A 25764-nucleotide genomic window follows, 5' to 3' on the forward strand; every position below is an offset into this window, starting at 1 on the left:
GCGGGCTTTGTTCGTCTGCATGCCATGGCGCATCCGTACAAAGGGCGCAATCCGGTTTCGCTATCGCCTCATGCGGCTTTCGGATTGTTCGGCTATCGCGGCACACCTATATTGGCTGTCAACGATGCATTCCCATGCTGGGCGCGAGCGGCCTCGGCGAACCACAGCAACGCCTCGTGGCGGAACAAGGAGGAGGGCAGGCGCAATGAATCAACTGGATCTGAACAATCGCGTGATGGTCGTGACGGGCGGCGCGCGCGGTCTGGGCTATGCCGTGGCGCAACGGGCACTGCGTTCGGGCGCGGCGGTCTCGCTCTGGGACATCGACACCGGGCGGCTCGAACGCGCGCGCGCCGGGTTGTCGGAGCTGGGCAGCGTCTCGGTGGTGACGGTCGAATTGACCGATGAAGCCTCGGTCGAGGCCGCCGCGCGGCAAACCGTGAAGACGCACGGTGCGATTCACGCGCTCGTGAACAGCGCAGGTATTACAGGCGGCAATGGCCTCACGTGGGAACTGCCCGTGGACGTGTGGCGCCGCGTGATCGAAGTGAACCTGATCGGCAGCTACCTGACCTGCCGCGCCGTGGTGCCGGGCATGATCGGGCAGGGCTATGGGCGCATCGTCAATATCGCCTCCGTGGCCGGCAAGGAAGGCAATCCGAATGCTTCGCACTACAGTGCATCGAAGGCCGGGCTCATCGGGCTGACCAAGTCGCTCGGCAAGGAGCTTGCCACGAAGGGCGTCCTCGTCAATGCCGTGACGCCGGCGGCGGCCAGGACCGAGATTTTCGATTCGATGTCGCAGCAGCATATCGACTACATGCTCGCGAAGATCCCGATGAACCGCTTCCTCATGCCGGACGAGGCGGCTTCGATGATCGTATGGCTCACGACGGAAGACTGCGCGTTCAGCACCGGTTCCGTGTTCGATCTTTCGGGCGGGCGGGCGACTTATTGAGGCGGGGAGCACGACCCTAATCCTTTACCGAGGAGCTACGTAACATGGCCATGCCAACCATCAAACACGTGCGTGCCTTCACCGTGCGTGGCGGCGGCGCCGATTATCACGATCAGCCCGACGGCCACTGGATCGACGACCATATTTCCACGCCCATGGCGCGCTATCCCGAGTATCGTCAGAGCCGCCGCTCGTTCGGCATCGACGTGCTCGGCACCCTCGTCGTGGAAGTGGAGGCGAGCGACGGCACCGTGGGCTTTGCCGTGACCACGGGTGGCGAGATCGGCGCATTCATCGTCGAGAAGCATCTCGCGCGCTTTCTCGAAGGGCAGCGCGTGACCGACATCGAGAAGATGTGGGATCAGATGTACTACGCCACGCTCTACTACGGCCGCAAGGGTGTCGTGCTCAACACCATATCGGGCGTCGATCTCGCGCTGTGGGATCTGCTTGGGCAGATTCGCAAGGAGCCCGTGTATCAGCTGCTCGGCGGCCCCGTGCGCGACGAGTTGATGTTCTACGCCACCGGCGCGCGCCCCGATCTCGCGAAGGAAATGGGTTTCATCGGCGGCAAGCTGCCGCTGCTGCATGGTCCGGCCGAAGGCGAGGAGGGCCTCAGAAAGAACATCGAATGGCTCGCCACGATGCGCGAGCGCGTAGGCGACGACTTCTGGCTCATGTACGACTGCTGGATGAGCCTCGACGTGCGCTATGCCACGCGCCTCGCCCAGGCCGCGAAAGCGTACGACCTCAAGTGGATCGAGGAATGCCTGCCGCCCGACGATTACTGGGGCTATGCCGAACTGCGCCGCAACGTGCCCCGCGGCATGATGGTGTCCACCGGCGAACACGAGGCGACGCGCTGGGGCTTTCGGATGCTGCTGGAAATGGGCTGCTGCGACCTGATCCAGCCCGACGTGAACTGGTGCGGCGGCATGACCGAACTCATCAAGATCTCGGCGCTCGCCGACGCGCACAACGTGCTGGTCGTGCCGCACGGTTCCTCGGTGTACAGCTACCACTTCGTCGTGACGCGCCATAACTCGCCGTTCGCGGAATTCCTCATGATGGCGCCGAAGGCCGACAAGGTGGTGCCGATGTTCACTCCGCTGCTGCTCGACGAACCGGTGCCGGTGAAAGGCAGGCTCAAGGTGCCGGATGCGCCGGGCTTCGGCGTGCGGCTCAATCCGGACTGCAAACTTTCGCGGCCTTATACGCACTAAGCGTACTGAACGCGCGCTGATCGAGGCTCATGACAAGCTGCGAGGAGAGACACGTGCTGCTCAAGGACAAGGTGGTGATCGTCACCGGCGGTTCGCGCGGCATTGGCCGCGCCATTGCGATTGCAAGCGCCCGCGAGGGTGCCGATGTCGCGATCAACTACTGGGGCGACAACGACGCCTCGTACGGCCGCCGCTCGGCGATCGACGAGGTGCTGGGCGAGATCGGGCGGCTGGGGCGCCGCGCGATCGCGCTGGAAGGCAACGTGGCCGCGCCGCAAACGGGCGTGGATCTCGTGCGCCAGACGGTGGAGCGCTTCGGCAAGGTCGATGTGCTCGCAAGCAATGCGGGCATCTGCCCGTTCCATTCGTTTCTCGACATGCCGCCCGCCGTGCTCGAACGCACGATAGGCGTGAACCTGAACGGTGCGTTCTACGTAACGCAGGCCGTCGCGCGGCAAATGAAAGAACAGGGCTCGGGCGGCGCGATCGTGGCGACGAGTTCGATCAGCGCGCTGGTGGGCGGCGGCATGCAGACCCACTACACGCCCACCAAGGCCGGCGTGCATTCGCTCATGCAGTCGTGCGCGATTGCGCTTGGGCCCTATGGCATACGCTGCAATTCGGTGATGCCGGGCACCATCGCCACCGACCTGAACGCCGAAGACCTGAGCGATGCGGAGAAGCGCGCGTATTTCGAAAAGCGCATTCCGCTCGGGCGGCTGGGCGCGCCTGAGGATGTGGCCGAATGCGTGGTGTTTCTCGCCTCGGACCGCGCGCGCTATGTGACGGGTGCCGCGCTGCTCGTGGATGGCGGGCTGTTCGTGAATCTGCAGTGAGCCCTGGGCAAGCGTTTCAATGAGGAGCGAGCATGGCCGCGTGCGAACCATCGTGAGCGATATCGTCCATCTTGAAGGGCTGCGAAAAGCGCCGCAGCAAGCCGACGAAATGCTCGGCGGGCTCGGCAAGCGGCTCGTTCTTGCGCGTGAGCAAGCCGTAGCCCGGCAAGCTCTTGCCGATTTCGAGCGGCAGCACGACGAGCAGCTTGCCGCGCACATGGTCGCGCACGACCGACTCGGGCAGCATGGCGACGGCGTCGAAGCTTTCGAGCAGTTGCAGCGTGGCGAAGATCGAGGCCGACTCGGTGAGATTGGCGGGCGTGCCGAGACCGGCGCGCGCGAGCTCTCCTTCGAACAACTCGCGCGCGGGACTCGTAATGGGTTGCGCCACCCATGGCCAGTCCATCAGTTCCGCGAGCGTGACCTGTTCGCGCCGCGCGAGCGGATGACGCGCGCGCACCGCGAGCACGAGCGTTTCCCGCGCGATCGGCTCGAAGCTGAAATCGTTGTGCTGCAGCGGCGTGGTGAGGCGCCCGAGCGCGAGATCGACTTCGCGGCGATGCAGCAGCTGCACGACCTGGTCGCTCGTTTCGCCGAGGATGCGCACGTGCAGCAGCGGCCGTTCGGTCTTGAGCGTGGCGACGGCCTGCGCGAGCAGGTCGGGCGCGGCGCCCATGATCGCGCCCACGGTGAGCTGGCCGTGACCGCCGCGGCGCTTCACGTCGAGGTCTTCGGCAAAGCGCGTGAGTTCGGCGAGCGCGCGGCGTGCGTAGGCGAGCGTGACGACGCCGAGCGCGGTGGGCTGCATGCCGCGCGCGTTGCGCTCGAAGAGCCGGAAGCCGAACGCTTCCTCGATGTCGCTCAGCATGCGGCTCGCGCTGGGCTGGGCCACGTTGATGGCGTCGGCGGCCTGATGGACGTTGCGGGCGTCGTCGAGTGCGACGAGCAGGGCAAGGTGTTTGAATCGGAGCCGGTTGACGAGCGCGACGACGGAAGTTTGATGGTTCATGGAGCGATCCGGTTTGTGCATCGCCCGATCCCAACATCGGATTGGTTGGCTATCGATGCGGGAATTATAGTCGGATCACAACGCAGCTAACCACGTAAAAAAACGCGTGCAACCGCGCACCGCCAAGCCAGGGCAAACACCGAGTCGATGCGAGCCCACGGGTCACATAAGCGGCATGGACGCACGGCGTAACAAGGCTGGACGGAGACACATCATGGAGACAATTGCGTTTCGCACGCAGATCGATCCCGGCAAACGGGCCGAATACGAGCGCCATCACCGCGAAATCTGGCCCGGGCTGCCCGTCATGCGCAAATGGTGGGATGACATGGCCGACATCATGCAGACGGATGCACGCAACGTGCCGCTGCAACAGCCGCTCGTGCAGGTCTTTCATTTGCCTTGAGCACACGCGAGGAACACGCCATGCAGGTCGTCGATCCGCACGTCCACTTCTGGAACCTCGATACGCATCATTACCCGTGGCTCGCGAATCCGGGTACGTCTTTCGTAGGCGATGCGCGCGAACTCAAGCACAACTATCTGCCTGCCGACTTGTCGCGGGAGGCCGGCGACGTCGACGTGCTCAAGGTCGTGCACGTCGAGGCGAATCACGATCCGGACGATCCGGTGGAAGAAACGCGCTGGCTGGAAGGGCTCGCAGACATTGCCGCGCACGAGGGGGCGGCGCATGCGTGGCCCGACGCGATCGTCGCGGCCTGCGATCTCAGCTCGCCCAACGCGCCCGCGGTGCTCGAGGCGCACGCGGCGTTCGCACGTACGCGCGGCATTCGTCAGATTCTCAACGTTCACGAGAACAAGCTCTACGACTACGTGGGCCGGCATTACATGCATGAGGCGGCGTGGCGCGAGAACTTTGCGCTGCTGGAGAAGCACGGTCTTTCGTTCGACCTGCAGCTTTATCCCTCGCAGATGGAGGAGGCTGCCGCACTCGCGCGTGCGCATCCCGGCATTCAACTCGTGATCAATCACGCGGGCATGTTCGTCGAGCGCAACAGCGTCGCGGGCTACCGCGCGTGGCGCGACGGCCTGCGCCTGCTTGCGGCATGCCCGAACGTGGCCGTGAAAATCAGCGGACTGGCGATGTTCGATCATGCATGGAGCGTCGAGAGCCTGCGCCCTTATGTGCTGGAAACGATCGACGCATTCGGCGCGGATCGCGCGATGTTCGCCTCGAACTTTCCGGTGGACCGCCTGTTCGGCGGCTATTCGAAGCTTTGGCATGCGTATGCGTCGATCGTGAGCGGCGCGAGCGAGGGCGAAAACGCGGCGCTATTTCGCGGCAACGCCGAACGTATCTACCGCATTTGAGCGTGTGCGCAACGACAGGGAGACCGGCGTGGAAGCAGAAGCGAAAACCAGGGCCGACAACACTGCGCGGCTCGAACTGCGTAACGCGAGCAAGTCGTTCGGACGCGTGCGGGCGCTCATCGACGGCAGCTTGAAACTCATGCCCGGCGAGGTGCACGCGCTGCTCGGCGAAAACGGCGCGGGCAAGTCGACACTCGTGAAGATCCTTGCGGGCGTGTATCGGCCCGATGGCGGCGAAATGCGCGTCGACGGCGTGGCGTGCGCGTTTGCGACGCCCGGCGAGGCGCGCGACGCCGGTATCGCGGTGATTTATCAGGAGCCCACACTGTTCTTCGATCTTTCGATAGCGGAGAACATCTACATGGGGCGTCAGCCCGTGGATCGCGTGGGCCGCATCGACTACGACACGATGCATCGCGAGGTCGCGGCGCTGCTCCAGTCGCTCGGCGTCGAACTGAGGCCCGAGAGGCTCGTGCGCGGGCTTTCGATTGCGGACCAGCAGGTGATCGAAATTGCGAAGGCGCTTTCGCTCAATGCGAACGTGCTCATCATGGACGAACCCACGGCCGCGCTATCGCTGCCCGAGGTCGAGCGGCTCTTTACGATCGCGCGCACGCTGCGCGAGCGTGGCGTGGCGATTCTCTTCATCACGCACCGGCTCGAAGAAGTCTTCGCGCTCACGCAGCACGTGACGATCATGCGCGACGGCGCCAAGGTGTTCGACGCGCCTACCGCCACGCTCAAGACCCAGGACATCGTCGCGAAAATGGTGGGACGCGACCTCGCCACGTTCTACCCGAAGGCGGACGTGCATCCGGGCGAAGTGATGCTGCGCGTGCGCGGCCTCACGCGCCGCGGCGTGTTCAAGGACATTTCGTTCGACGTGCGCGCGGGCGAAATCGTCGCGCTCGCGGGTCTCGTGGGCGCGGGGCGCAGCGAAGTGGCGCGCGCGATATTCGGCATCGACCCGTGCGACGCCGGGCAGGTTCAGATCGCGGGCAAGCCGTTGGCCTCCGGCATGCCCGCTGCCGCCGTGAAGGCAGGGCTCGCGCTCGTGCCCGAGGACCGGCGTCAGCAAGGTCTCGCGCTCGAACTGAGCATTGCGCGCAACGCCTCGCTCACGGTGCTCGGGCGGCTCGTGCGCTTTGGCCTCATCTCCACGGGGCGCGAAGCGGAGCTTGCCGGGCAGTGGGGCAGGCGCCTGCGCCTGAAGGCCAGCGATCTGAACGCACCCGTGGGTACGCTATCGGGCGGCAACCAGCAAAAGGTGGTGCTCGGCAAGTGGCTTGCCACCGGGCCGAAGGTGCTCATCATCGACGAACCGACGCGCGGCATCGACGTGGGCGCGAAGGCCGAAGTCTACGGCGCGCTCGCGGAACTCGTGAAAGAGGGCATGGCCGTGCTGATGATTTCGAGCGAGCTGCCCGAAGTGCTCGGCATGGCCGACCGCGTGCTCGTCATGCACGAAGGCCGCATCACCGCCGACATCGCCCGTGCCGACGCCAACGAAGAGCGCATCATGAGCGCCGCGCTCGGCGAACCCAACATTCATCTGGGGCACGCCGCATGATGCGCCATTCCACTTCTCCTCACCCCCTGCACGGCGGCGAGCCGCGCCCGCAGCGGCGCAACGCGGGTGCGTTGGCCGAAGCGCTGGCGCGCAGCCGCGAGACCACGCTTTTCGTGGTCCTGCTGGCGATCGTGGGCGGCACGGCGCTCGCGCGGCCGCAATTTCTCAACCTGCAGAATCTGCGCGACGTGCTGCTCAACGTCTCCATCGTGAGCTTGCTCACGGCGGGCATGACGATCGTGATCCTGATGCGCCATATCGATCTCTCGATCGGTTCGACGGTCGGCATCAGCGCCTATGGCGTGGGCAGTCTCTACGTGGCGTTCCCGCATATGCCCGTGCTCGCGGCATTGAGCGCCGGGCTTGCCGTCGGACTCGTTGCAGGCGCAATCAACGCGCTGCTCGTGGCCGTGGGGCGCGTGCCGTCGCTCGTCGCGACGCTTTCCACGCTCTACATCTTCCGTGGCGCCGATTACGCATGGGTGCATGGCGGCCAGATCAACGCCACAAGCTTGCCCGACGCGTTTTCGCGGCTCGCTACAGGCTCCGTGCTCGGCATTCCGGTGCTGGCGCTCATCGCGATCGTGCTGCTGGCCGCGCTCTCCGTCTATCTCAAGCAATTCCGGCCGGGCCGCGAGTACTACGCGATCGGCTCGAACCCGGAGGCGGCGCGCCTTGCCGGCATCAACGTGGAGCGCCGCGTCGCGACGGGTTTTTTGATCAGCGGCGCGATTGCGGGCCTGGCGGGCGCGCTGTGGCTCGCGCGCTTCGGCACCGTGGACGCGAGCACCGCGAAGGGGATCGAGCTGCAGGTGGTCGCGGCCGCCGTGGTCGGCAGCGTGGCGATCACGGGCGGCGTGGGCACGATACTCGGCGCGACGCTCGGTGCGCTCGTGCTGGGCGTGATCAGCATCGCGCTCGTGGTGCTGCACGTCTCGCCGTTCTGGGAGCAGGCGATTCAGGGCGCGCTGATCGTGGCCGCCATCGCCGCCGATACGCTGCTCGCCCGCTCAGTGGCAAAACGCATGATGAGGAAACGCGACCATGGCTAAGAACGCCCCGAAACCCGACGCCGCGCTGCTCACGCGCAAGCCCGGCTTGCCGCTTGACTGGGAAGCGCTGCTCGTCGTCATTCTCATGGCGTCGCTCGCGGTGGGGCGCGTGCTCTCGCCTGTGTTCCTCACGGGTGCGAACATCAGCAACGTGCTGGCGGACCTCACCGAAGTCGCGCTCATGGCATTGCCGATGACGCTCATCATCGTCGCTGCCGAAATCGATCTTTCGGTGGCCTCGGTGCTCGGCGCATCGAGCGCCTTGCTGGGCGTGCTGTGGCACATGGGCTTGCCGATGCCGGTCGCCATGGCGCTCGTACTGGTGGCGGGCGGCCTGGCGGGTCTCTTCAACGCTCTCGTGATCGTGAAGCTCAATCTGCCTTCGCTCGCGGTGACGATCGGCACGCTCGCGCTCTTTCGCGGGCTGGCGTACGTGCTGCTCGGCGACCAGGCGATTGCCGACTTCCCGCCGGGTTATACGCTCTTCGGCATGAGCAACCTGGGCAGCACGTTCATCCCGTTGCCGTTCCTGATCGTCGCGGCGTGCGCCATCGTGTTCACGATATGGCTGCAGGCCACGGCGTTCGGCCGCAGCCTCTTCGCGATCGGTGCGAACAGTACGGCCGCGTCGTTCTCGGGCATCGGCGTGCCGAAGATCAAGCTGCGCCTGTTCGTGCTCTCGGGCGTGATGAGCGCGCTCGCGGGCATTGTGTATACGCTGCGCTTCACGAGCGCGCGCGGCGACAACGGCGAGGGCTTCGAGCTTTCGGTGATCGCGGCGGTGCTGTTCGGCGGCGTGAGCATTTTTGGCGGGCGCGGGTCGATGTATGGCGTGCTGCTCTCGCTCCTGATCGTCGGTGTGCTGAAGAACGCGCTCACGCTCGTCGATGTGTCGAGCGAAACGCTCACGATCGTGACCGGGGCGCTGCTGCTGGCTTCGGTGCTGATCCCGAATCTCGCTGCGCGCTGGCGCACGGTGCGCGACCGCCGCGCGCTGGCGCGGGCCGCTTGAACGTGGTGTGAAAACAGGCAAGGAAGTCAATAGGCGGTCAATCAGCCGGACGCGTCCGGTACCATCGAGGAGACGATTCATGAGAAAGCCAGTACGTCACGTGTGCACGGCCTTGCTGTGCGCGATGCTAATGGGAGGCGGTGTCGCGGCGCATGCGGCCGGCATCAAGGAGGGGTTGAAGATCGCGTTCGTGCCCAAGCAGATCAACAACCCCTACGAGGTGATTGCCGATAACGGCGGCATGGATGCAATCAAGGAATTCAAGGGCGACGGCAAGGTGGTCGGACCTTCGGATGCGGGCGCGTCCTCGCAGGTCTCGTACATCAATACGCTCACCACGCAGCACCAGGACGCGATCGTCATTGCGGCCAACGATGCGAATGCGCTCGTGCCGTATTTGAAGCGCGCGATGGATCAGGGCATCAAGGTCGTTACGTTCGACTCGGACACGGCGCCCGAAGGGCGGCAGATCTTCGTGAACCAGGCGAACGCGGAAAGCATCGGCCGCGGCCAGATCCAGCTCGTTTCGAAGCTGATGGGCGGCGACGGCGAGTTCGCGATTCTCTCGGCCACGCCCAACGCGACGAACCAGAATACCTGGATCAAGTGGATGCAGGAAGAGCTGAAGAAGCCCGAGTATTCGAAGATGAAGCTCGTGAAGATCGCCTACGGCAACGACGACGACCAGAAGTCGTTCGTCGAGACCCAAGGCTTGCTGCAGGCGTATCCGAACCTGAAGGCAATCGTTGCGCCCACATCGGTCGGTATCGCGGCGGCGGCGCGTTATATCTCTTCGTCGCCGGGCAAGGGCAAGGTGGTGGTGACGGGCCTCGGCACGCCTAACCAGATGCGCGCGTTCGTGAAGAATGGCACGGTGAAGGCGTTCCAGCTTTGGGATCCGGGTGCACTCGGCTATCTCGCCGCGTATGCGGCAGCCAATCTGGCTTCGGGCACGATCACGGGCAAGGAAGGCGAGTCGTTTGACGCGGGCAAGCTCGGCAAACGCACGATCGGCAAGGGCGGTGAGGTGATTCTCGGGCCGCCCACGACGTTCGATGCCTCGAATATCGATAACTTCAACTTCTGAGTCACGTTGCTGGTTCGAGGGGCGAGGGCTGAGGCTCGGCCGCCATCCCCTCCACTGGATACGGTATTCGGGACGGAAAATGGGAAGGGATCATCGTCGCCCATTCGTATGGCACGCTGAAATTTGGTTGTAAGTGGCCCTTGTTAGAGTCCACGAAAGCAGTTGTCCTTCGTGGCAGTCAATACAAGAGCGACTTCTCATGGCTATTGTCCGCGCATGCTGGTTCGTTCTGGCGCTGCTTTTCAGTGCTCCCGTCTGGGCCTACCAGACGCGTGTCGTTTCGATTCCCAGCGCCGCGATGCAGCGCACGTTCGACGCGACCGTCGTCTTGCCCGACGACTACGCGCGCGGCAACCACGCCGCGCGCTTTCCGGTGATCTACGTGCTGCACGGCTCGGGCGGCAGCTATGCCGACTGGACCTCGAACACCCGCATCGGCAAGCTCGCCGACCGCTATCACGTGGTGCTCGTGATGCCGGACGGCGGTCACGAGAGCTGGTACATCGACAGCCCGTTCGATCGGAGCAGCCGTTATGAAACGTATGTGGGCAGCGAGGTCGTGTCGTATATCGACACGCATTTCCGCACGATCGCCACGCGCGAGGCGCGCGCGATCACGGGTTTGAGCATGGGCGGATTCGGCGCGCTGCGCATCGCGCTGGACCGGCAGGAGACGTTCGGCGCGGCCGGCAGCATTAGCGGCGCCGTCGATCCGCGCAACTGCGAGGACGAACCCGGCATCGATCACGTATTCGGCGATCCCGCGCGGCACGCGTCGTTCTGGAACAGCAACGCGATCGTGGATAGCGCTCAGGACTTCGAACACGCCCATATCGCGCTCACCATCGACTGCGGCGTGAGCGACTTCTTCGTGCAATCGAATCGGACGCTGCACGAAAAGCTCGTCGAGCTAGGCGTGCCTCACGACTACGCGGAACGTCCAGGCGGCCATACGTGGTCCTATTGGTCGAACTCGATCCGCTACCAGGTGCTTTTCTTCGCCACGGCGTTCCAGCGCGCCGGCTGGCATCCACAAGTGGCGTAACGCGTCACGAAGCGCGCGCTTTTGCGGCGCGCGCGTGTTTGCCGACATCCTTCCAGTTCAGTTACACCATTCCCGCGAACGACTGCCCGGTCTCGGGCACCGCGCTTGCTGTCATGATCCTGCAGGCGCGGGCGCGTAGATCCGTCCTGTTCAACCAGATGCCGGGCATCGGGCGACCGCACGCGGCGCCGGGGCGCGGCGACCACCCTTGAGCCGGTTCGCACCGGATGCAGGAGGACGTCATGCTTCAATACGCTGTTATTTTCTTTATCATCGCGATCATCGCGGCCGTGTTCGGTTTTGGCGGCATCGCGGCGGGTGCGGCATCGATCGCCAAGATCCTGTTCTTCATCTTCCTCGTGATCTTCCTCGTCACGTTGCTGCTCGGCGTCATGAGAAGGGGCTAAACAGCGAGCCACGCTGGTTGCAGTCGAATCGCAGCCCGCCCGCGCGGGCTGCATTTTTGCATTCGACGGCTGCGTCTCGATGCCTGGTATGACGAATTAAATCATCTCGCTTGCAGCCGGGCACGTCACGCGATGGTATCCACCACGCCGCCGTCCACGCGCAGGGCCGCGCCGGTGGTTGCGGAAGCCTCTTTCGAGCACGCGTAGACGATCATGTTCGCCACTTCCTCCACGCTCGCCGCGCGCCGGATGATGGAAGAAGCACGGTGCGTCTGCACGAACTGCGCGGCGACTTCCTCGACAGTTTTGCCCGAAGCGGCCACTTCGTCCTTCAGCATGTGCGTCACGCCGTCCGAGAGTGTCGGGCCCGGCAGCACCGAATTGACTGTGACGCCCGTGCCCGCAAGGCGTTTGGCGAGGCCGCGCGCGAGCGCGAGTTGTGCGGTTTTCGTCATGCCGTAATGGATCATGTCGGCGGGAATGTTCAATCCCGATTCCGACGAGATGAACACGATGCGCCCCCAGCCGCGCTCGACCATTGAATTCGCATAGGCACGCGAGAGACGCACGCCCGACATCACGTTGGTTTCGAAGAAGCGCAGCCACTCGGCATCGGGAATCTCGAAGAAGTCCTGCAGCTGAAACACGCCGAGATTGTTCACGAGAATGTCCACCTGCGGATGCGCCTTCACGAGCGCGTCGCATCCTTGAGCGCCGGAAAGATCGCCGACGAAGCCCTGCACCCGCGCGCCGGGGGCAGCGGCGCGCAGCGCAGCCTCGGCTTCGCGCACGTTTTCGGTGCGTCGGCTGCTGACGATCACGTCGGCGCCCGCGAGCGCGAGGCCCTTGGCCGCGGCAAGACCGATGCCCGCCGCCGAGCCGGTGACGAGCGCGAGTTTTCCAGTCAGATCGATTTTCATGCGGGCTCCTTGAGGGGGGAGGCTGGCCACGCTTGCGAGCGCGCGTTGTACGCGTATTGAACGTTCTGGACGCAACGTCGCGCGCGGCCATCGTGAAGGGAACGGGCAGTGTACTGCTCAGGCGCTCTGGATGCTTGCTCAGGCGTCTCACGCACCCATCGCCGGATCGCTCACGCTGTCCCTGCCGGTTTCCACACGGCCCGCGAAGCGCCTTAGCACGCCGTTCTCCGCGCTCAGCGTGAAGTCGTACCAGCCGCCCGAGTCCGCGAGCGCCCAGTTCGACTGCACCTGTTCGCCGGCACGCAACGCGTAAGTCCAGGGCCCGTCCCTGCGGTAGGCATTGGCCGCCACGCTCACGTTCGAAGCCTCGCTCGCGCGATTCGCGATGCTCAACTCGAGTGCAAGGCTCGCGGGGTCGTACCGCACGCGCACTTCGGGATTGGGCCCATGTGCCGCCGCGCGCACGTTGCCCTCGAAGTTGCGATGAAAGCCGTTCGGGCCGAGCACCCACAGGCGGTACGCGCCGTCGTCGGCGGCGGTGGGCGTCCACGAGTCGCGCAGTGTCTTGCCTGCTTCGACGGTATAGCGGCGCGGTGACCTGTCGAGGTGAAGCGTGTCGTACACGTGAAAGACGGCACCTGCTTGCCCTTCGTTGCCGAACTCCAGTTGGACCTTGTGATGACGCCCGTCGACGCTCGCATCCACGTTGAGGCGGTACGGCAGTGCGCGCGAGGGCCGTGCCTTGCGCGCCTGTTGCGGCATGGTCTGCATGCCGGCCTGTGGCGCCGGCACGGGCTTGAGCGCGTTCTGCTGCTTGTTCAACGCATCGGCCTGCGCTTTCGTCGGCGCGGAAAACGCCTGCACGGGCTTTTCATTCGGCGTGCTGAAGTTGAATGCCGAAGTGAGGTCGCCGAATACCGCACGCCGCCACGGGCTGATATTCGGTTCGCGCACGCCGAAGCGCGTTTCGACAAAGCGCAGCACCGACGTGTGATCGAAGACTTCGGAGTTCACATAGCCGCCCGTGCTCCACGGCGAGACGACGATCATCGGCACGCGCGGCCCGGGCCCGAACGGCAAGCCGTCTGGCGCGACCGGCTTGCCGTCGCCTGGCGGGTTCGGCATGGTGAAGTATTCGTGGCGCGTACTGGCCGTGGATTTGCCTGCGTACTCACCGTCCTTGATGGGCGAGGGCGGACAAGGCGGCGGCATGTGATCGAAGAAGCAGTCGTTCTCGTCGAAGTTCACGAAGAGCACGGTCTTGCTCCAGATGTCCGGGTTGCGCGTCAGCGCTTCGAGCAGCTTCTGGAGATAGTACGCCCCCTGGCCTGGCGTCGAAACGGCGGGGTGTTCGGAGTAGGCCGGCGGCGCGATGATCCAGCTCACCTGAGGCAACTGGTTCGCCGCAATGTCGTCATTGAGCGCCTGCAGGAAGCCGCCATCGGGCATCGTATTGCCGACACCCTTATAGAGCGGCTCGCGCGCGTCGAGCGCCTGGGTCCACGGCACGTTGGGCGAGCCTTCGATCGCCTCGAGCACCGTGCGATAGCTCGCGAACCCGACGAGCGGATTGTCGGAGTAGTTATCGGGCTGGTTTTCGTACACCTTCCACGTCACGCCTGCGGCCTGCAAGCGCTCCGGATACGTGGTCCATTTCAGGCCCGTGGACGGCGCGCCAATGTTGTCCCAACCATTGTTGTCGACCACGGCATAAGACGAAGCCGTGGGGCCGTTCGTGCCGCTGAACAGAAAGAGCCGGTTCGAATTGGTGCCGCCGTGCAGCGAGCAATAGTAGGCGTCGCAGACCGTGAAGGCGTTGGCGAGCGCGAAATGAAATGGCAGGTCCCAGGCCTGAAAATAGCCCATCGAGGCCTCGCCCTTGAACTTTGGCCAATGCGTCATGCGGCCATGGTCCCAGGCCTCGTGGGCGTCGGCCCAGTTGTGTGCGCCGCCCGCGAGCAACGCGTTGCCCTTGCGGCTGTCCAGGTAGAACGGCAGCAGCATGCGTGTACCGTCGCTTTGCTGCCACACGTTGGCACCGTCGGGCAAGGGAATCGTGATGCGGTCCGAGAAGCCGCGCACCCCGGGCAGCGTGCCGAAATAGTGGTCGAACGCGCGGTTTTCCTGCATGAAGACGACGATATGCTGCACGTCTTCAATCGTTCCGGTTGCGTTGTTTGCAGGAATGGCCAGCGCCCGCTGGATGGCGGGCGGAGCCAGGCTGAGCGTCGCACCCGCAGCGGCGGCGCGAAGGAAATCACGGCGGTCCATCGAAGTCATGGGGGGGGGCGCGTTATTGTCGTTGTGTTCGCGACCATTAGCATGACACGTTGGCGCCGCCGCGGGCGCTCGATGAAGGGTTGCCGGTGCGCGTGCGCGCGCGTCAGAGCTTCACGCCTCCGGCCTCTGGCGGCTCCCGGCCCGGCTCGTCCAGCGGCAGGCTCGCGGCGTCGTTGCTCCAGTACGGCTGCCGGCCGTAGTACTGGTGCACGGAGCTGGCCCAGGTGCGGTCCGCCATCGAGGGCCATTCGCCCTTGTCGAAGCCCGGCGCGTTCTTCACGCGTTCGGAGTCGAGCGCGATGACGAAGCACTTGCGTGCCGCATCGAGCGTGAGGGCATTCCACGGCACCGCGAGCAGCTTGTCGCCAATGCCGAGAAAGCCGCCGCTCGACATCACCATGTAGGCAATGCAGCCGCTTTCCACGTCGAGCATGATCTCCTTGACCTTGCCGACTTCGTCGCCGTCCGAACTCAGCACGCGGTCGCCGCCCAGCGTACTGGCCGCCATCACTTCCGGGCCGGGACCCGGCGTTGCCGAGCGGTCGCGGCCGACGATACTTGCGCCGCCGCCGTCCAGGCCCGCTCCTTGGCGCCACACTTCCTTGCCTTGCTCAGAGAGCTCGCCGCTGCTGTGGGTGGCATCGGGCTCGGTGCCGTGCACGGCCATATCGCCGCCCGGCGGCTCCGTGGCGCCCTTCTTCTCGCGCTTGCGTTGCGCCACGCGCTCGTCGTGCGACCGGCCTGCGTATTCGCTCATTTCGACCTCCTTCGGATATGCGCATCGCATCACGTCGCGGTGCGGCCAGGGTTCGATACCATGCCGGTCCCTAAATGGACCGGCTACGCAGATTCCACAGCATCGGTCATGCCGTGGCGTGCCAGACGAGGTCTTCGATCAGGGACCGGTCAGGACACCGAATCAGGAAAACGTCCGCGAACCGGCGCGTCAGTCGCTACAACGATGATGTAAATCGTTCATGCGGTGAACGAGGCTCAAGCTTGTCAGGGCGTGGCGACCCGGTGGAGGATGTCGAGCAGTTGCGAAACCGCGAAGGGCTTGCGCAGGAAGCCCGCGACGTCGGCGTCGGGGGGCGGGGTGACAAGCGCAGAGACGAGCACGAGCGGCACGCCCGCGAGCTTGCTGCTGCGCCTCATTTCGCGCATGAGGGAGAGGCCGTCCATGCCCGGCATCATGCAGTCGGAGATCACGATATCGGGAGGGTCGTCGAGCGCGCTTCGCAGGGCATCCGAACCGTCTGCGGCGGTCCTGACCCGATAACCCTCCTGCCCGACCAGTTCCTTGAGCGCATCGAGCGCGTTCGTGTCGTCGTCGACTAGTAATACGGTTGCCATACGTTTCTTGCGTGAGTGGCCCGGCCAATCATGGCGGCTGTGCCTTTGTTCTTCGCGATCGCGTCGCGGCGGACCGGCGGTCTCCGGCGGCCGTCCACAGAACGCAATTCCTGTTCCCGCAGCACGCAATCGAGATCAGGCGCCGGCATCGTTTCAGTTTCGTTCGTCATCCTTGCGTCGCTGAGCCCCGTTGGGCGGTCGAGCCGCACACGCCCAACTGCGCCGCGACGATGAGCGCCGAGACTTCGGGAAAGCTGCCGAACGCCTCGTCGGGCAGGCGGCGCAAGGCGTCGATCACGTCGCGCGGCGCGCCGCTGCGCTCGGCGCTTTCGATCAGCGTGGCGGGGTGCGCGGGCCACGTGACGCGTTCGAGGGCGTGCAGCACGCGCCCGCTCAGCGCCGCTGCGTTCGAACGCGCCGCGTCTGGGGTATCAGCCCGGGTTGCCTCGCAAGCGGAACCAGGCTTCATCGGCTTCTCCTTCGAAGATCGCGACGCTTCCCGCAGGTGCCATTCCTGGCGCCTTTTACCTGTGCGCGCAGGCGCGCACGTCCTCTCGGGCAATCTGGCGGGAGTTCAGCCGGGAAGCTTGTCGGCGAGCACGTCTGCGCGGCGGATCTGTGGCGGCGCAGCCAGCAGCTCGCCCGCGCGCGCCATCAATGCCGCGGCCACCTGGCCGTTCAGATGCGCGTTGCGGCCGGCTTCGTCGTCGAAGGCGTCGAAGATCGCAAACGTCGTGGCGTCGAAGCGCACGCCGAACCAGGCCAGCGTGGCGGGTTCTGCATCGACCAACGGCTTCGCGCTCGCGAGAAATGCCGCCAGCTCCTCTTCCTTGCCGGGCTGCGCGTGCAGCTCGACGTACAACGCATGTTGGGTCATGACGTGGCTCCTGTCAGGTCGTGGCGTCTCAGGCATGGTCGCGGTCCTTCGGGGCGTTCGTCAAGCGTCGGGAGGGCGCGGCGCGTTTTTCCAGCCTGCCCCTGCTGGCCGGAACGAATGTTTTTCAAAATGATGCCGTAAACCCGGACATATCTTCAGACCACGCCGTACATGCTAGATCCGGTCAATATTCTTCTCGTCACGGTGCTTTCGAGCATCATGAGCCTCGCCATTCTCGGCTCGTTGCGGCCTGCGGGTATTCCCGGTGTCGGGCGGTGGATCGGCGCCTACCTGATGGCGAGCATCGCGATCCTGCTCGCCGGCATGCAACGGCTCGGCTTGCCGATCCTCACCGTCTTCGTTTCGAATACATTGCTGGCGCTAGCCGTGGTGTGCATACTCGAGGGCTGCCGCGAGTTCTTCGGGCTCAAGCCGCGTGTGCCGCTCGCCTACGCAGGAACCGTTGCGCTCGCAACGGGTATTGTGTGGTGGTACTGGGTCGCGCCCAGCCTCGGCGCGCGCGTGGCCGTCGTCTCCGCGTTCCATGCGGCCATTTACGCGTCGATCGGCTGGCTCGCATGGCGTTGCCGCCCGCCCGCGCGCCCCGTCTACAGTTACCGGTTCGTGACGCTGGCGGCCTGGCTGGGCGCATTCGCGCACGCGCTGCGCGGGGTGATGTACGGCAGCGGCTTCGTGAAGCAGTACGGGCTGCTCGACTCCACGCCGCTCAACGTCGCGTGGCTTGCACTCGGCATTCTCGTGCTGCCCGCGCTTTCGATCGGCATGGTTCTGCTCGCGCACGATCGCATGGCCGAACGGCTCGAACGCCTCGCGAACCAGGACGAACTGACCGGCGCGCTTACGCGCCGTGCCTTTCTCGCCCAGGCGAGCGCGTCGCTCGAAGCCGCGCGCGGGAAGGGCCAGCGGGTCGCGTTCGCGATTGTCGATATCGATCACTTCAAGTCGATCAACGACCGCTACGGACACGCCGCAGGTGACCGCGTGCTCGCGCAGTTCTGCCGCGTCGTGAAGGGCGGCGTGCGCGCGGGAGACGTATTCGGCCGCCTCGGCGGGGAGGAATTCGCATTGCTCTTCGTGGGCATGACCCGCGACGAGGTCGTGACGCGGCTCGATGAATTGCGCGTGTTGACGCTCTCCGTGCGCCGCAGCGCCGACACTCCCGCGGGCGAATCGGGCGAGGAGGCCCATGACGGCCTGACGTTCAGCGCAGGCGTAGATGAACTCCAGGCGCAAGACTCGCTCGTCACGTTGATGGCGCGCGCCGACGCCGCGCTGTACGTCGCCAAGTCACGCGGGCGCGACCGCGTCGTGGCCATCTGACGATTCCGCCGGTCTCTTTCGCACAATCTATGCACGATGAATCAACGCTCGCGCCCTTTCGCGGCGCGACGGGCAATCCTTGTCGAAACTCCATGCGCTACGCATAGTTGCGCACTGCGAAGGGCTTAACAGCGCTGTTTTTAAACGATAATTATCAATGGCGCGACTGACGTTGCGTGCAGCGTGAAGGCGCTTTCGCTGCATGGCGTGGGTCCAGGTGGCCTCTCGTGGCGCGCCTCAAATATTTTCGGGCGGGCGTTTCTTCCCTTGTAACCAGTGGCGATCACGCGAAGCGGGATTCGTGCGGATATGAAGGCGCCTGCTCCCGGCGCCACGCGCCCGCATTGGTTTTCTCTCAAGCGCGCTCTGGCGCCGCCGGCCGTGACCGCTCCCCGCCGCGCGCCGCGACTCACGCGCTCGCCAGTCATTGCATCACCCACATTCGAAAGTCCGCTGCCGGAATGCGCACGTCAGGCCTCATCGCGCGTGTCGTTTCGCTGCGGGCACATTACGGGCCTGCCTTTCGGAATCCACCCTGACCAGACAAGTCGCCTCCGGGGCCGGCCTTTAACCACAAGGAGCCTGAGATGAAAGTTGGCAGCAACTGGCGTAACGCACATAACAACGACGCGGCATTGCCCGCATTCCTCGCAGCACGTGTCGATCGGTACTACACCGAGCGCGTGCAGGAAAGCTGGGCCGGGGGGCACATCATGAAGGGCCGTGTTGCCGATGCCGATGCGTTGCACCTTTCGAGTAACGACTACCTTTCGATTGCGCGTCACCCCGAGATTCTCGATGCCATGTGCATGAGTATCCGCTCGGAGGGCAACGGGCTCCTGATGTCGGGCGTGTTCCTGCACGGCGACGATTGCCCGCAGCTCGCGCTCGAAGACCGCTTCGCGTCATACATGGGGGCCGAAGCGAGCGTGCTGTGCCAGTCGGGTTTTGCCGCGAATACGGGGCTGATCCAGTCGATCGCCAATGCGCAGACGCCGGTGTACGTCGACATGATGGCGCATATGTCGCTGTGGGAAGGCATACGCAGCGCCGGCGCGCGCGCGATCAGTTTCTTCCACAACGATGTCGATCATCTCGAGCAGCGCATCCAGCGTTACGGGGCCGGGATCGTGATCGTCGATTCGGTGTACAGCACGAACGGCAGCGTGGCGCCGCTCACGGCGATTGCCGAGGTGTGCGCCGAGCACGACTGCGTGCTGGTCGTCGACGAGTCGCATTCGCTCGGCACGCACGGCCCGCACGGTGCGGGCATGGTGGCCGAACTCGGGCTCATCGACCGCGTGCATTTCCGCACCGCGAGTCTTGCGAAGGCGTTTGCCGGGCGCGCGGGCATCATCAGCTGTTCGCGCCGGTTTCAGGAGTATTTCAAGTGCGAGGCGCTGCCCGCCATTTTCAGCTCGACGCTGCTGCCGCATGAAACCGCGGGTCTCGCGGCGACGCTCAGCGTGATCGAGCGCGAAGACTGGCGGCGCGCGCGCGTCGCGGCCAACGCGCGTTACGTGCGCTCACGGCTTGCCGAGCTTGGCTACAACCTGAATGGCAGCGAAACGCAGATCATTGCGCTCGAAGCCGGGCCGGAACCGCAGACGATCGTGCTGCGCGACGCGCTCGAAGCGCGCGGCATTTTCGGTTCGGTGTTCTGTGCGCCCGCCACGGCGCAGAACCGCTCGCTCGTGCGGCTCTCGCTCAATGCGGCGCTGTGCGAGGAGGAACTGGAACGGCTCGTGCAAGTATGCGCGGAGATTCGCGACGAGGTGCAGATGTGGAACTGGCCGTCCACGCGCCGCAACGAACGCAACGCGGGCCGTGCGCGCGTGCGTATGCCGCAGGCTGTGGTGAACATGCCGATGGTGGCCGTGGCGGCCTGAGCCGCGCGCGGTTGAGGCGGGATGGAGCGAGGCAGCGACAGCGTGGGGTGCGCCCGATTTACGGCCTGCGAAAAACGTAGTGTCAATCAGTGTCGTCAATCAGCGCCGTAAATCAGGGCGAGTCCCACGCCGCCTGGATTTCCCGGTCCAGCTGGTCGAGATGCCGGTCGTAGGGCAGCACGTTGTCGAGCGCGAGCCCCGCCGGCTTCTTCACCACTGCGTAGAGATAGCGGCGGTCGCCGTGAAACTCCGATGCGGGGTGCATATACGGCTGCCATTCCACGCACTGTGACGGGTAATAGCCTTCTGTGCGCCAGAAGTAGGGAAGGCTGCGGCGGCTGTCGAGTTCCGCGAGAAAGCTTGTGGGCGCACCTTGTTCGACGGCGATTTCGCGCACGCCGCGCAGCGATTCGTCGGTGTGAATGACGAGCAGGTACGCGGTGCCGACACCGTCGAACATCAGGAGTCCGTGCGGTTGGTACGAGAGATAGTGCTCGACGATGCCCAATGAATCGGCAATGCCCTTCACGTGCGCGGCGAGCGCATGATCCTTGAGGAAGGCATATTCGGAAACGGCGAGCGCGTCGAGCACCGTGCTGCAGCAGCGGTCGAAATACGCGCGCTGCATGTCGCCGATCGCCTGGTTCAGCGTTTCCACCGCATCGACTTCATGCTTGCGGATGAAGCGGTCGATCAACCCTTCGTTGAAGCTCTTCACGGCCACGTGCTCGTCGGCTTTGCCGGTCAGCACGATTTTCCTGATCGACGGGTCGGTGATGCGGCGGCAAAACTCCATGCCGTTGAGTTCGGGCATGTCGTAATCGACCACCACGACCGAAACCGACTCGAAGCGCGAGGCGTTATGTACGAGGCTACGTATCGCATCGACGCGCATGGCGATGACCTGGTGCGCATCGTTTTCTTCGGTACGGTCCAGATAGGGGCTGAAGATAGGCTCTGCCGTGCGGTCGTGCGGCGCACGGCCATTGAGGAACTTCAGCGCCTCGGAGGGCGAACTGAACAGGCGGAAGGCCAGGTCGGGGTCGAGTTGCAGGCTCAGGTTCGAAAGGAACGCGGCGCTGTCGTCGACGAATGCGACGGTGGTCGGGTAGGAGAACGGCTGAATGGCTTTCGTCATGGCGCAGGGAATGTCAAAACGAACTCGGTATATTCGCCTTTTACGGAAGAGCAGGTAATCGCTCCACCCATCGCTTGCATGACATCGCGGCAGAATGCCAGCCCGATTCCTGCTCCGAGCGTCACGTCATCGGTGGCGGTTGTCGAAGTATAAAAGCGCGTGAAGATGTGCGGCAATACCTCAGGGGAAATACCTGTGCCCGTATCGCTGAAAATCAAACGATTGGCCCTTTGCCCTGATTCAAGACGAATCGAAATCTGCGCGCCTTCGATGCTGCCCATATGCCGGAAGGCATTTTTGAGCAGATTGAAGAGCACGTGAACGGTAAGCATTTCAGATCCGTGAAATTCGAAATCGGGGCGCAGATTGCAGATTACCCGGCGCCGGTCGCCTTCGCGAAACGGAAAACGCGCGAGCGCGGTTTCCACGCAATGTACGATCGAACATGTCGTTGCGTTTTGCATGTTACCGCCCGTGAAGCGCGCCGTGGCGAGCAGCATGTCGATGATGGCATTTGAATGTAGCGCTTCCTGTTCGATGCGGCCTACCACGCCTTGCAGGGAATGCAGATGCGCCACGCGTATTTTGGGCACGGGCAAGCGGCTGCGCTGGGCGAGTTGATAGGTGTCGAGCAGCGCGGGCAAATAGCGCATGAGGCCCGCGGCGCCCACGCGTATCGCCACGAGCGGCGTGCGCAGTTCGTGCGCCACGCTGCCCGCCGTGGCCAGCATGGCGCGCTCCTGTTCGATCTGAATGCGGTCCTGATCGTAATTGGCCACCGCGCCGATCGCCACGGCGAACGAAAAAATCGCCAGATGCGTGAAGTAGTTCGGCCCGAGCACGATGGGGTAGGTGGTGAGGCAGTACGCGATCACCGCGAGGCTGATGCCCACGAGAAACTGCAGCACGAGCATGAGCCAGTCGAGCAGCAGCACCATCACGAACGCCGCGATCAGTGCGCTTTCCACCCACACTTCGTTGCCGTTGTTCTTGAGCAGCATGAACGTGAAAAAGAACGGCAGTGCGTAGAGCGTGCAGAAGTACCAGTACCACGGCAGCAGCTTTTTCAGCGCGGCGGGCCAGCGCTCGAACGCGAGTATCGGCACGAACAGCAATGAGCCGATCAGGCGCAGCGTGAGATTTTCATACGGCTGAGGAAAGAGGTCTTTCCAGACGTAGTAGTAAAGCGGGAAACCCACGCTCGCCACCACGGCGAGCGGGCGCATGCGGCGCTTCACGTATTGCAGGTTGCGCAGCGCGGGCGCGAAGGCGCGCACGAAGCGCGGACGCATCGACGCCCAGGCCCGCCTCAGCCGCACCGAGGTTCTTGACACGTTCATCAGGATGGAATCGCTCATCGTTCTGGCCGGCGCGCGTGATCCGGCCGGTCTTCTTGCGTCTCGCTTTTTTGGTGCCCCGTTTTACCGTTGGGTTCGCGTGATCGGACCCCGTCTCCCGCTGCGCAAAGAAAGACAATATCACCAAAGGATTGCGGCGATGAGGCTGGTTTGGCCCTGGATGGGCTTCGGCGCTGCGTTGGCGGGGGAGTGTTATGCGCAGTGCATCGATTCGCCCCTGTCTGGAGGCATTCGATGGGCGCCGATGGGGGCTTGCAGGGCGCTGGGGTTTGCCTGTGCGGCCTTCAGTTTGCGGGCTTGCGCTGCGAGCAGACGAATTGTTCGATGACGTCGTCCAGCGGCTGCGGCGCGTCGCGATGCGGGCTATGGCCGCCTTGCACAAGCGCGTGGACGCGCGCGTGCGGCACGGCCGCGCCAATCGCCTCGACTTGCGCCATCGTGCCGTAGTGATCATCGAGCGCCTGCACGGCGAGCAACGGCGCGCGAATCGACGCCAGTTCGTCCTCGATGTTCCAGGACCGGAAGGCGGGATCGAGCCAGATATCGTTCCAGCCGTAGAACGCCGAATCGACGTCGTCGTGATAGCGCGCCAGCCTTTCGCGCAGGCGGGTCGTTTCATACGCAACCTTCGTCTCGCCGATGCTTTCGATCGAAATGTCTTCGACGAATACGTGCGGTGCGATTGCCACCGCGCCCGCGAGTGCTTCGGGGAAAGCGGCGGCGTAGAGCAGGGCGATGGATGCGCCGTCGCTATGACCGATCAGCCACATGCGCGCGCGTTCGGACGCGCTCACCCCTAGCGCGTCGAGCAACGCAGGCAAGACGGTGCGCGCCTGCGCCGACAGGAAATCGACCGGCCATTGCACGCCTTGCGCGCGCGGTGTGGAGCGCCCGTAACCCGGGCGCGAATAAACGAGCCCGCGCATGCCGAGGCGTTCGCAAAGCGCGGCAGGCCAGTCTTTCCACATGGCGATCGAGCCGAGACCCTCGTGCAGGAACACGGCGAGCGGCGCCTCGCTCTCGGCTGCGGCGATCCAGCGATATTCGATACGCAGTGCATCGCGCGCAGGCGTGGCGGGCAGATCGGCGAATTCGCTTTCGTTCATGGTGCTTGTCATTGTCGCGACTGAAACTGCTGGCGCAGCCGGAAACGCTGGACGGCCGACGCCGGCACCGTGCGCGCAGAAAGGCGCGCGCTAGATCGCCGCGCGCGCCTTGTCCTCGATGAGCCGCACGAGCGTCTGCAGCATGCGGTTCGCAGGCGTGGGCACGCCAAGCGCCGCGCCGCGTTGCACGACATAGCCGTTGAGGTGATCGATCTCGCTGAGCTTGCCGCGCGCGAGATCTTGCGCCGTGGACGAGTACTGGCCCGGCATGGTCTGCGCGATACGCGTCACCGCGCTGTCCATGTCCGGCGGCAGGGTCACGCCGTCGGCCTGCGCGACGGCCATGCATTCGCCCACGATGTCGCGCATCGTGTCGCTCACGCCCGCACCCTTCACGAGACGCCCATAAGGCAATTGCGTGATCGCCGAAAGCGCGTTGTACGCGCAGTTTACGATCAGCTTCGCCCAGAGCGCGCCGCGCACATCGGCTGAGATTTCCGTGGGCACGCCCGCGTCGATGAGCGTGCGCGCGGCGGCGTCGCTCGCGCGCGTTGGCTCGATCACCAGCTCGCCGCGGCCGTGATGGCGTACATGGCCGGGTCCCGCCATCTCCGTGGCGACATAGACCACGGCGGCCGCCACGTCCTGCGGGATCACGGTGCGCAGACGCTCTGCGTTATCCGCGCCGTTCTGCAGCGTGAGCACCAGCGTGTCGGCACCCAGATGCGGCTTGATCGCGGCGCCCGCGCTCTCGGTGTCGGTCGACTTCACGCAGAACAGCACGAGGTCCGCGCCCGCCACGGCGGCGGCTTCGGTGCTGGCCGTGAGATGCGGCGCGCCGATGCGCTCGTCGAACCGCTGCGCTTCGAGGCGCAGCCCGTCGCGCGTAATGGCCTCGACATGCTGGGGCCGGCCGATCAGGACCACATCGTGTCCCGCGCGCGCGAGCATGCCGCCGTAAAAGCAGCCTACTGCGCCTGCGCCCATGACGGCGACTTTCATTTGCGTCTCTCCTGTGTGGCGTGGGTACTTCGTTGCCTGAAATGTTCCGCGGCGTGCCGGCGCGTTCAACGCAGCTCGAAGCCGAGCGCGCCCAGCGCGTCGCGCAGGCGGTCGCGGCCGTGCAGCGACTCGCGGCTGCGCCAGCGCGCGAGCGAACGCACGGTCCAGCCCGCCGCGCTCAATCCCTGGGCGGTCTGAAAGCCGCCCATGACTTCGTCGTACCGGGCAATGGCGGCCGCCTGCGAAGGCGCATCGTATTGCTCGCGATGGAGCACGACTTCCTGCGGCAAGCGCGGCTTCACATCGGCGGGGCGCGTTTCGTCGGCATAGCCCACGCACAGACCGAACACGGGAAGCACGCGCGGCGGCAGACCCAGTTCCGCGGCGACCTGCTCGGGCCGATTGCGGATGCCGCCGATATACACGGCGCTCATGCCGAGCGATTCGAGTGCGACCACGGCGTTTTGCGCGGCGAGCGCCGCGTCGATCATGCCGACGACCAGGGTCTCCATGTAATGCAGACCTTCGACGCTCGCCCCGCTGCGCGCGCCGGCGGCTTCGAGGCGCGAGAGGTCCGCGAGCCACACGAGAAAGAGCGGCGCGGCGCGAACGTGCGACTGGCCGCCTGCAAGTTCGGCGAGGCGCGCCTTGCGTTCGGGGTTTTCGATGGCAACCACGCTCCACGTTTGCAGGTTCGACGAGGTCGAGGCCGACTGCGCCGCGGCGATCAACGTTTCGAGCGTGCCGTCGGGCAGCGGGCGGTCCGCGTAGTTGCGCACCGAGCGGTGCGCGAGCAGCGTGTCGAGCGTATCGTTCCAGGCCGGCAGCGGCGCGGACCACGGCGTGCCGTAGCGCGCTTCGAGGGCGCGCACGGCATCGGCGAGATCGGCAGCGGGGCGTACGGGCGTGGTGACGTTGGACATCGGGCTTCTTCTCCGTGACAGTTGATTCATGGCGCGCCGCAATCGA

General features: G+C 64.9%; 25 protein-coding genes. 13 read left to right on the forward strand and 12 right to left on the reverse strand.

Features of this window, described 5'->3' with window-relative positions:
- Window positions 1-205: 205 nt before the first annotated feature.
- The 3 genes from C7411_RS20500 to C7411_RS20510 are packed head-to-tail and all read left to right on the forward strand — an operon-like array spanning window position 206 to window position 3017.
- Window positions 206-958, forward strand: a complete 753-nt coding sequence (locus C7411_RS20500) for an SDR family NAD(P)-dependent oxidoreductase (RefSeq protein WP_110385888.1) — start codon at window positions 206-208, stop codon at window positions 956-958.
- A 44-nt stretch (window positions 959-1002) separates the two neighbouring features.
- The gene (rhmD, locus tag C7411_RS20505; RefSeq protein WP_110385889.1) at window positions 1003-2181 is read left to right on the forward strand and encodes an L-rhamnonate dehydratase; all 1179 of its coding nucleotides are present in this window, start codon (window positions 1003-1005) and stop codon (window positions 2179-2181) included.
- A 53-nt stretch (window positions 2182-2234) separates the two neighbouring features.
- Window positions 2235-3017, forward strand: coding sequence for an L-rhamnose 1-dehydrogenase Lra1 (locus C7411_RS20510; protein WP_110385890.1), 783 nt, complete (start codon window positions 2235-2237; stop codon window positions 3015-3017).
- A gap of 16 nt (window positions 3018-3033) precedes the next feature.
- On the opposite strand, the gene C7411_RS20515 is transcribed toward C7411_RS20510, so the two are convergent.
- Window positions 3034-4026 (reverse strand): LysR family transcriptional regulator, encoded by a 993-nt coding sequence (locus C7411_RS20515; RefSeq protein WP_110385891.1) that lies wholly within the window; start codon window positions 4024-4026, stop codon window positions 3034-3036.
- 214 nt (window positions 4027-4240) lie between these two features.
- Here C7411_RS20515 and C7411_RS20520 point away from each other — a divergent pair, with 214 nt between their 5' ends.
- From C7411_RS20520 to C7411_RS20555, 8 genes are all read left to right on the forward strand, one after another.
- On the forward strand, window positions 4241-4432 hold the full coding sequence (locus C7411_RS20520; protein ID WP_110385892.1) for a hypothetical protein: 192 nt from the start codon (window positions 4241-4243) through the stop codon (window positions 4430-4432).
- Between the two features lie 20 nt (window positions 4433-4452).
- Entirely contained in the window at window positions 4453-5358 is a 906-nt protein-coding gene (locus C7411_RS20525; RefSeq protein ID WP_110385893.1) for an amidohydrolase family protein, read from the forward strand.
- A gap of 28 nt (window positions 5359-5386) precedes the next feature.
- Window positions 5387-6928 (forward strand): sugar ABC transporter ATP-binding protein, encoded by a 1542-nt coding sequence (locus tag C7411_RS20530; RefSeq protein WP_110385894.1) that lies wholly within the window; start codon window positions 5387-5389, stop codon window positions 6926-6928.
- Window positions 6925-7980, forward strand: coding sequence for an ABC transporter permease (locus tag C7411_RS20535; RefSeq protein WP_110385895.1), 1056 nt, complete (start codon window positions 6925-6927; stop codon window positions 7978-7980). The genes C7411_RS20530 and C7411_RS20535 overlap by 4 nt, the downstream gene beginning before the upstream one ends.
- Entirely contained in the window at window positions 7973-8992 is a 1020-nt protein-coding gene (locus C7411_RS20540; RefSeq protein WP_110385896.1) for an ABC transporter permease, read from the forward strand. Before C7411_RS20535 ends, C7411_RS20540 begins: the two co-directional genes overlap by 8 nt.
- Before the next feature lie 79 nt (window positions 8993-9071).
- Window positions 9072-10079 (forward strand): rhamnose ABC transporter substrate-binding protein, encoded by a 1008-nt coding sequence (gene rhaS, locus C7411_RS20545; protein WP_110385897.1) that lies wholly within the window; start codon window positions 9072-9074, stop codon window positions 10077-10079.
- Window positions 10080-10278: 199 nt separating this feature from the next.
- Window positions 10279-11124 carry an alpha/beta hydrolase gene (locus tag C7411_RS20550; protein WP_110385898.1) on the forward strand — a complete coding sequence of 282 codons (846 nt, stop codon included), beginning with the start codon at window positions 10279-10281 and terminating at the stop codon, window positions 11122-11124.
- Window positions 11125-11366: 242 nt separating this feature from the next.
- Complete coding sequence (locus tag C7411_RS20555; RefSeq protein ID WP_042262158.1) at window positions 11367-11531, forward strand: DUF1328 family protein; 165 nt, start codon at window positions 11367-11369, stop codon at window positions 11529-11531.
- A gap of 125 nt (window positions 11532-11656) precedes the next feature.
- Here the strand turns inward: C7411_RS20555 and C7411_RS20560 are convergent, their stop codons facing one another.
- From C7411_RS20560 to C7411_RS20585, 6 genes are all read right to left on the reverse strand, one after another.
- Window positions 11657-12451 carry an SDR family NAD(P)-dependent oxidoreductase gene (locus C7411_RS20560; RefSeq protein ID WP_110385899.1) on the reverse strand — a complete coding sequence of 265 codons (795 nt, stop codon included), beginning with the start codon at window positions 12449-12451 and terminating at the stop codon, window positions 11657-11659.
- Window positions 12452-12598: 147 nt separating this feature from the next.
- The gene (locus C7411_RS20565) at window positions 12599-14731 is read right to left on the reverse strand and encodes a phosphocholine-specific phospholipase C (RefSeq protein WP_110385900.1); all 2133 of its coding nucleotides are present in this window, start codon (window positions 14729-14731) and stop codon (window positions 12599-12601) included.
- 103 nt (window positions 14732-14834) lie between these two features.
- Window positions 14835-15329 (reverse strand): PRC-barrel domain-containing protein, encoded by a 495-nt coding sequence (locus C7411_RS20570; protein WP_373682617.1) that lies wholly within the window; start codon window positions 15327-15329, stop codon window positions 14835-14837.
- Window positions 15330-15733: 404 nt separating this feature from the next.
- A complete protein-coding gene (locus tag C7411_RS20575) occupies window positions 15734-16084 on the reverse strand; it encodes a response regulator (protein ID WP_110385901.1) in 351 nt (116 codons plus the stop codon).
- A 166-nt stretch (window positions 16085-16250) separates the two neighbouring features.
- Window positions 16251-16553 (reverse strand): DUF2795 domain-containing protein, encoded by a 303-nt coding sequence (locus C7411_RS20580; RefSeq protein ID WP_110385902.1) that lies wholly within the window; start codon window positions 16551-16553, stop codon window positions 16251-16253.
- 105 nt (window positions 16554-16658) lie between these two features.
- The gene (locus C7411_RS20585) at window positions 16659-16961 is read right to left on the reverse strand and encodes a putative quinol monooxygenase (RefSeq protein WP_110385903.1); all 303 of its coding nucleotides are present in this window, start codon (window positions 16959-16961) and stop codon (window positions 16659-16661) included.
- Window positions 16962-17132: 171 nt separating this feature from the next.
- Between C7411_RS20585 and C7411_RS20590 the strand changes: the two genes are divergently transcribed.
- Together C7411_RS20590 and cqsA are read left to right on the forward strand one after the other, a co-directional pair.
- Window positions 17133-18302 carry a GGDEF domain-containing protein gene (locus tag C7411_RS20590; protein WP_110385904.1) on the forward strand — a complete coding sequence of 390 codons (1170 nt, stop codon included), beginning with the start codon at window positions 17133-17135 and terminating at the stop codon, window positions 18300-18302.
- A gap of 587 nt (window positions 18303-18889) precedes the next feature.
- Window positions 18890-20191, forward strand: coding sequence for an alpha-hydroxyketone-type quorum-sensing autoinducer synthase (cqsA, locus tag C7411_RS20595; protein WP_110385905.1), 1302 nt, complete (start codon window positions 18890-18892; stop codon window positions 20189-20191).
- A 112-nt stretch (window positions 20192-20303) separates the two neighbouring features.
- Here cqsA and C7411_RS20600 read toward each other — a convergent pair whose 3' ends face one another.
- The 5 genes from C7411_RS20600 to C7411_RS20620 form a co-directional block, all read right to left on the reverse strand.
- Window positions 20304-21329 carry a response regulator gene (locus C7411_RS20600; RefSeq protein ID WP_110385906.1) on the reverse strand — a complete coding sequence of 342 codons (1026 nt, stop codon included), beginning with the start codon at window positions 21327-21329 and terminating at the stop codon, window positions 20304-20306.
- The gene (locus C7411_RS20605) at window positions 21326-22687 is read right to left on the reverse strand and encodes a sensor histidine kinase (RefSeq protein WP_243413255.1); all 1362 of its coding nucleotides are present in this window, start codon (window positions 22685-22687) and stop codon (window positions 21326-21328) included. The genes C7411_RS20600 and C7411_RS20605 overlap by 4 nt, the downstream gene beginning before the upstream one ends.
- 284 nt (window positions 22688-22971) lie before the next feature.
- Window positions 22972-23793 (reverse strand): alpha/beta fold hydrolase, encoded by an 822-nt coding sequence (locus tag C7411_RS20610; RefSeq protein WP_243413256.1) that lies wholly within the window; start codon window positions 23791-23793, stop codon window positions 22972-22974.
- Window positions 23794-23883: 90 nt separating this feature from the next.
- Window positions 23884-24795: a ketopantoate reductase family protein gene (locus C7411_RS20615; protein ID WP_110385908.1), complete on the reverse strand. Its 912-nt coding sequence runs from the start codon at window positions 24793-24795 to the stop codon at window positions 23884-23886.
- A gap of 65 nt (window positions 24796-24860) precedes the next feature.
- A complete protein-coding gene (locus C7411_RS20620; protein ID WP_110385909.1) occupies window positions 24861-25718 on the reverse strand; it encodes an NADPH-dependent oxidoreductase in 858 nt (285 codons plus the stop codon).
- Window positions 25719-25764: the final 46 nt, after the last annotated feature.

Source organism: Paraburkholderia silvatlantica (assembly GCF_003096715.1).
Lineage (GTDB): Bacteria > Pseudomonadota > Gammaproteobacteria > Burkholderiales > Burkholderiaceae > Paraburkholderia > Paraburkholderia silvatlantica.

Excerpts from the sequence above, each read along its gene's own strand:
- C7411_RS20525 (WP_110385893.1), top strand. The coding sequence starts at position 4,453 with ATGCAGGTCGTCGATCCGCACGTCCACTTCTGGAACCTCGATACGCAT.
- C7411_RS20550 (WP_110385898.1), top strand. The coding sequence starts at position 10,279 with ATGGCTATTGTCCGCGCATGCTGGTTCGTTCTGGCGCTGCTTTTCAGT.
- C7411_RS20615 (WP_110385908.1), bottom strand. The coding sequence starts at position 24,795 with ATGAAAGTCGCCGTCATGGGCGCAGGCGCAGTAGGCTGCTTTTACGGC.
- C7411_RS20610 (WP_243413256.1), bottom strand. The coding sequence starts at position 23,793 with ATGAACGAAAGCGAATTCGCCGATCTGCCCGCCACGCCTGCGCGCGAT.
- C7411_RS20600 (WP_110385906.1), bottom strand. The coding sequence starts at position 21,329 with ATGACGAAAGCCATTCAGCCGTTCTCCTACCCGACCACCGTCGCATTC.
- C7411_RS20540 (WP_110385896.1), top strand. The coding sequence starts at position 7,973 with ATGGCTAAGAACGCCCCGAAACCCGACGCCGCGCTGCTCACGCGCAAG.
- rhaS (WP_110385897.1), top strand. The coding sequence starts at position 9,072 with ATGAGAAAGCCAGTACGTCACGTGTGCACGGCCTTGCTGTGCGCGATG.
- C7411_RS20585 (WP_110385903.1), bottom strand. The coding sequence starts at position 16,961 with ATGACCCAACATGCGTTGTACGTCGAGCTGCACGCGCAGCCCGGCAAG.
- C7411_RS20605 (WP_243413255.1), bottom strand. The coding sequence starts at position 22,687 with ATGAGCGATTCCATCCTGATGAACGTGTCAAGAACCTCGGTGCGGCTG.
- C7411_RS20535 (WP_110385895.1), top strand. The coding sequence starts at position 6,925 with ATGATGCGCCATTCCACTTCTCCTCACCCCCTGCACGGCGGCGAGCCG.
- cqsA (WP_110385905.1), top strand. The coding sequence starts at position 18,890 with ATGAAAGTTGGCAGCAACTGGCGTAACGCACATAACAACGACGCGGCA.
- rhmD (WP_110385889.1), top strand. The coding sequence starts at position 1,003 with ATGGCCATGCCAACCATCAAACACGTGCGTGCCTTCACCGTGCGTGGC.
- C7411_RS20500 (WP_110385888.1), top strand. The coding sequence starts at position 206 with ATGAATCAACTGGATCTGAACAATCGCGTGATGGTCGTGACGGGCGGC.
- C7411_RS20560 (WP_110385899.1), bottom strand. The coding sequence starts at position 12,451 with ATGAAAATCGATCTGACTGGAAAACTCGCGCTCGTCACCGGCTCGGCG.
- C7411_RS20520 (WP_110385892.1), top strand. The coding sequence starts at position 4,241 with ATGGAGACAATTGCGTTTCGCACGCAGATCGATCCCGGCAAACGGGCC.
- C7411_RS20590 (WP_110385904.1), top strand. The coding sequence starts at position 17,133 with ATGCTAGATCCGGTCAATATTCTTCTCGTCACGGTGCTTTCGAGCATC.
- C7411_RS20580 (WP_110385902.1), bottom strand. The coding sequence starts at position 16,553 with ATGAAGCCTGGTTCCGCTTGCGAGGCAACCCGGGCTGATACCCCAGAC.
- C7411_RS20620 (WP_110385909.1), bottom strand. The coding sequence starts at position 25,718 with ATGTCCAACGTCACCACGCCCGTACGCCCCGCTGCCGATCTCGCCGAT.
- C7411_RS20565 (WP_110385900.1), bottom strand. The coding sequence starts at position 14,731 with ATGACTTCGATGGACCGCCGTGATTTCCTTCGCGCCGCCGCTGCGGGT.
- C7411_RS20555 (WP_042262158.1), top strand. The coding sequence starts at position 11,367 with ATGCTTCAATACGCTGTTATTTTCTTTATCATCGCGATCATCGCGGCC.
- C7411_RS20515 (WP_110385891.1), bottom strand. The coding sequence starts at position 4,026 with ATGAACCATCAAACTTCCGTCGTCGCGCTCGTCAACCGGCTCCGATTC.
- C7411_RS20575 (WP_110385901.1), bottom strand. The coding sequence starts at position 16,084 with ATGGCAACCGTATTACTAGTCGACGACGACACGAACGCGCTCGATGCG.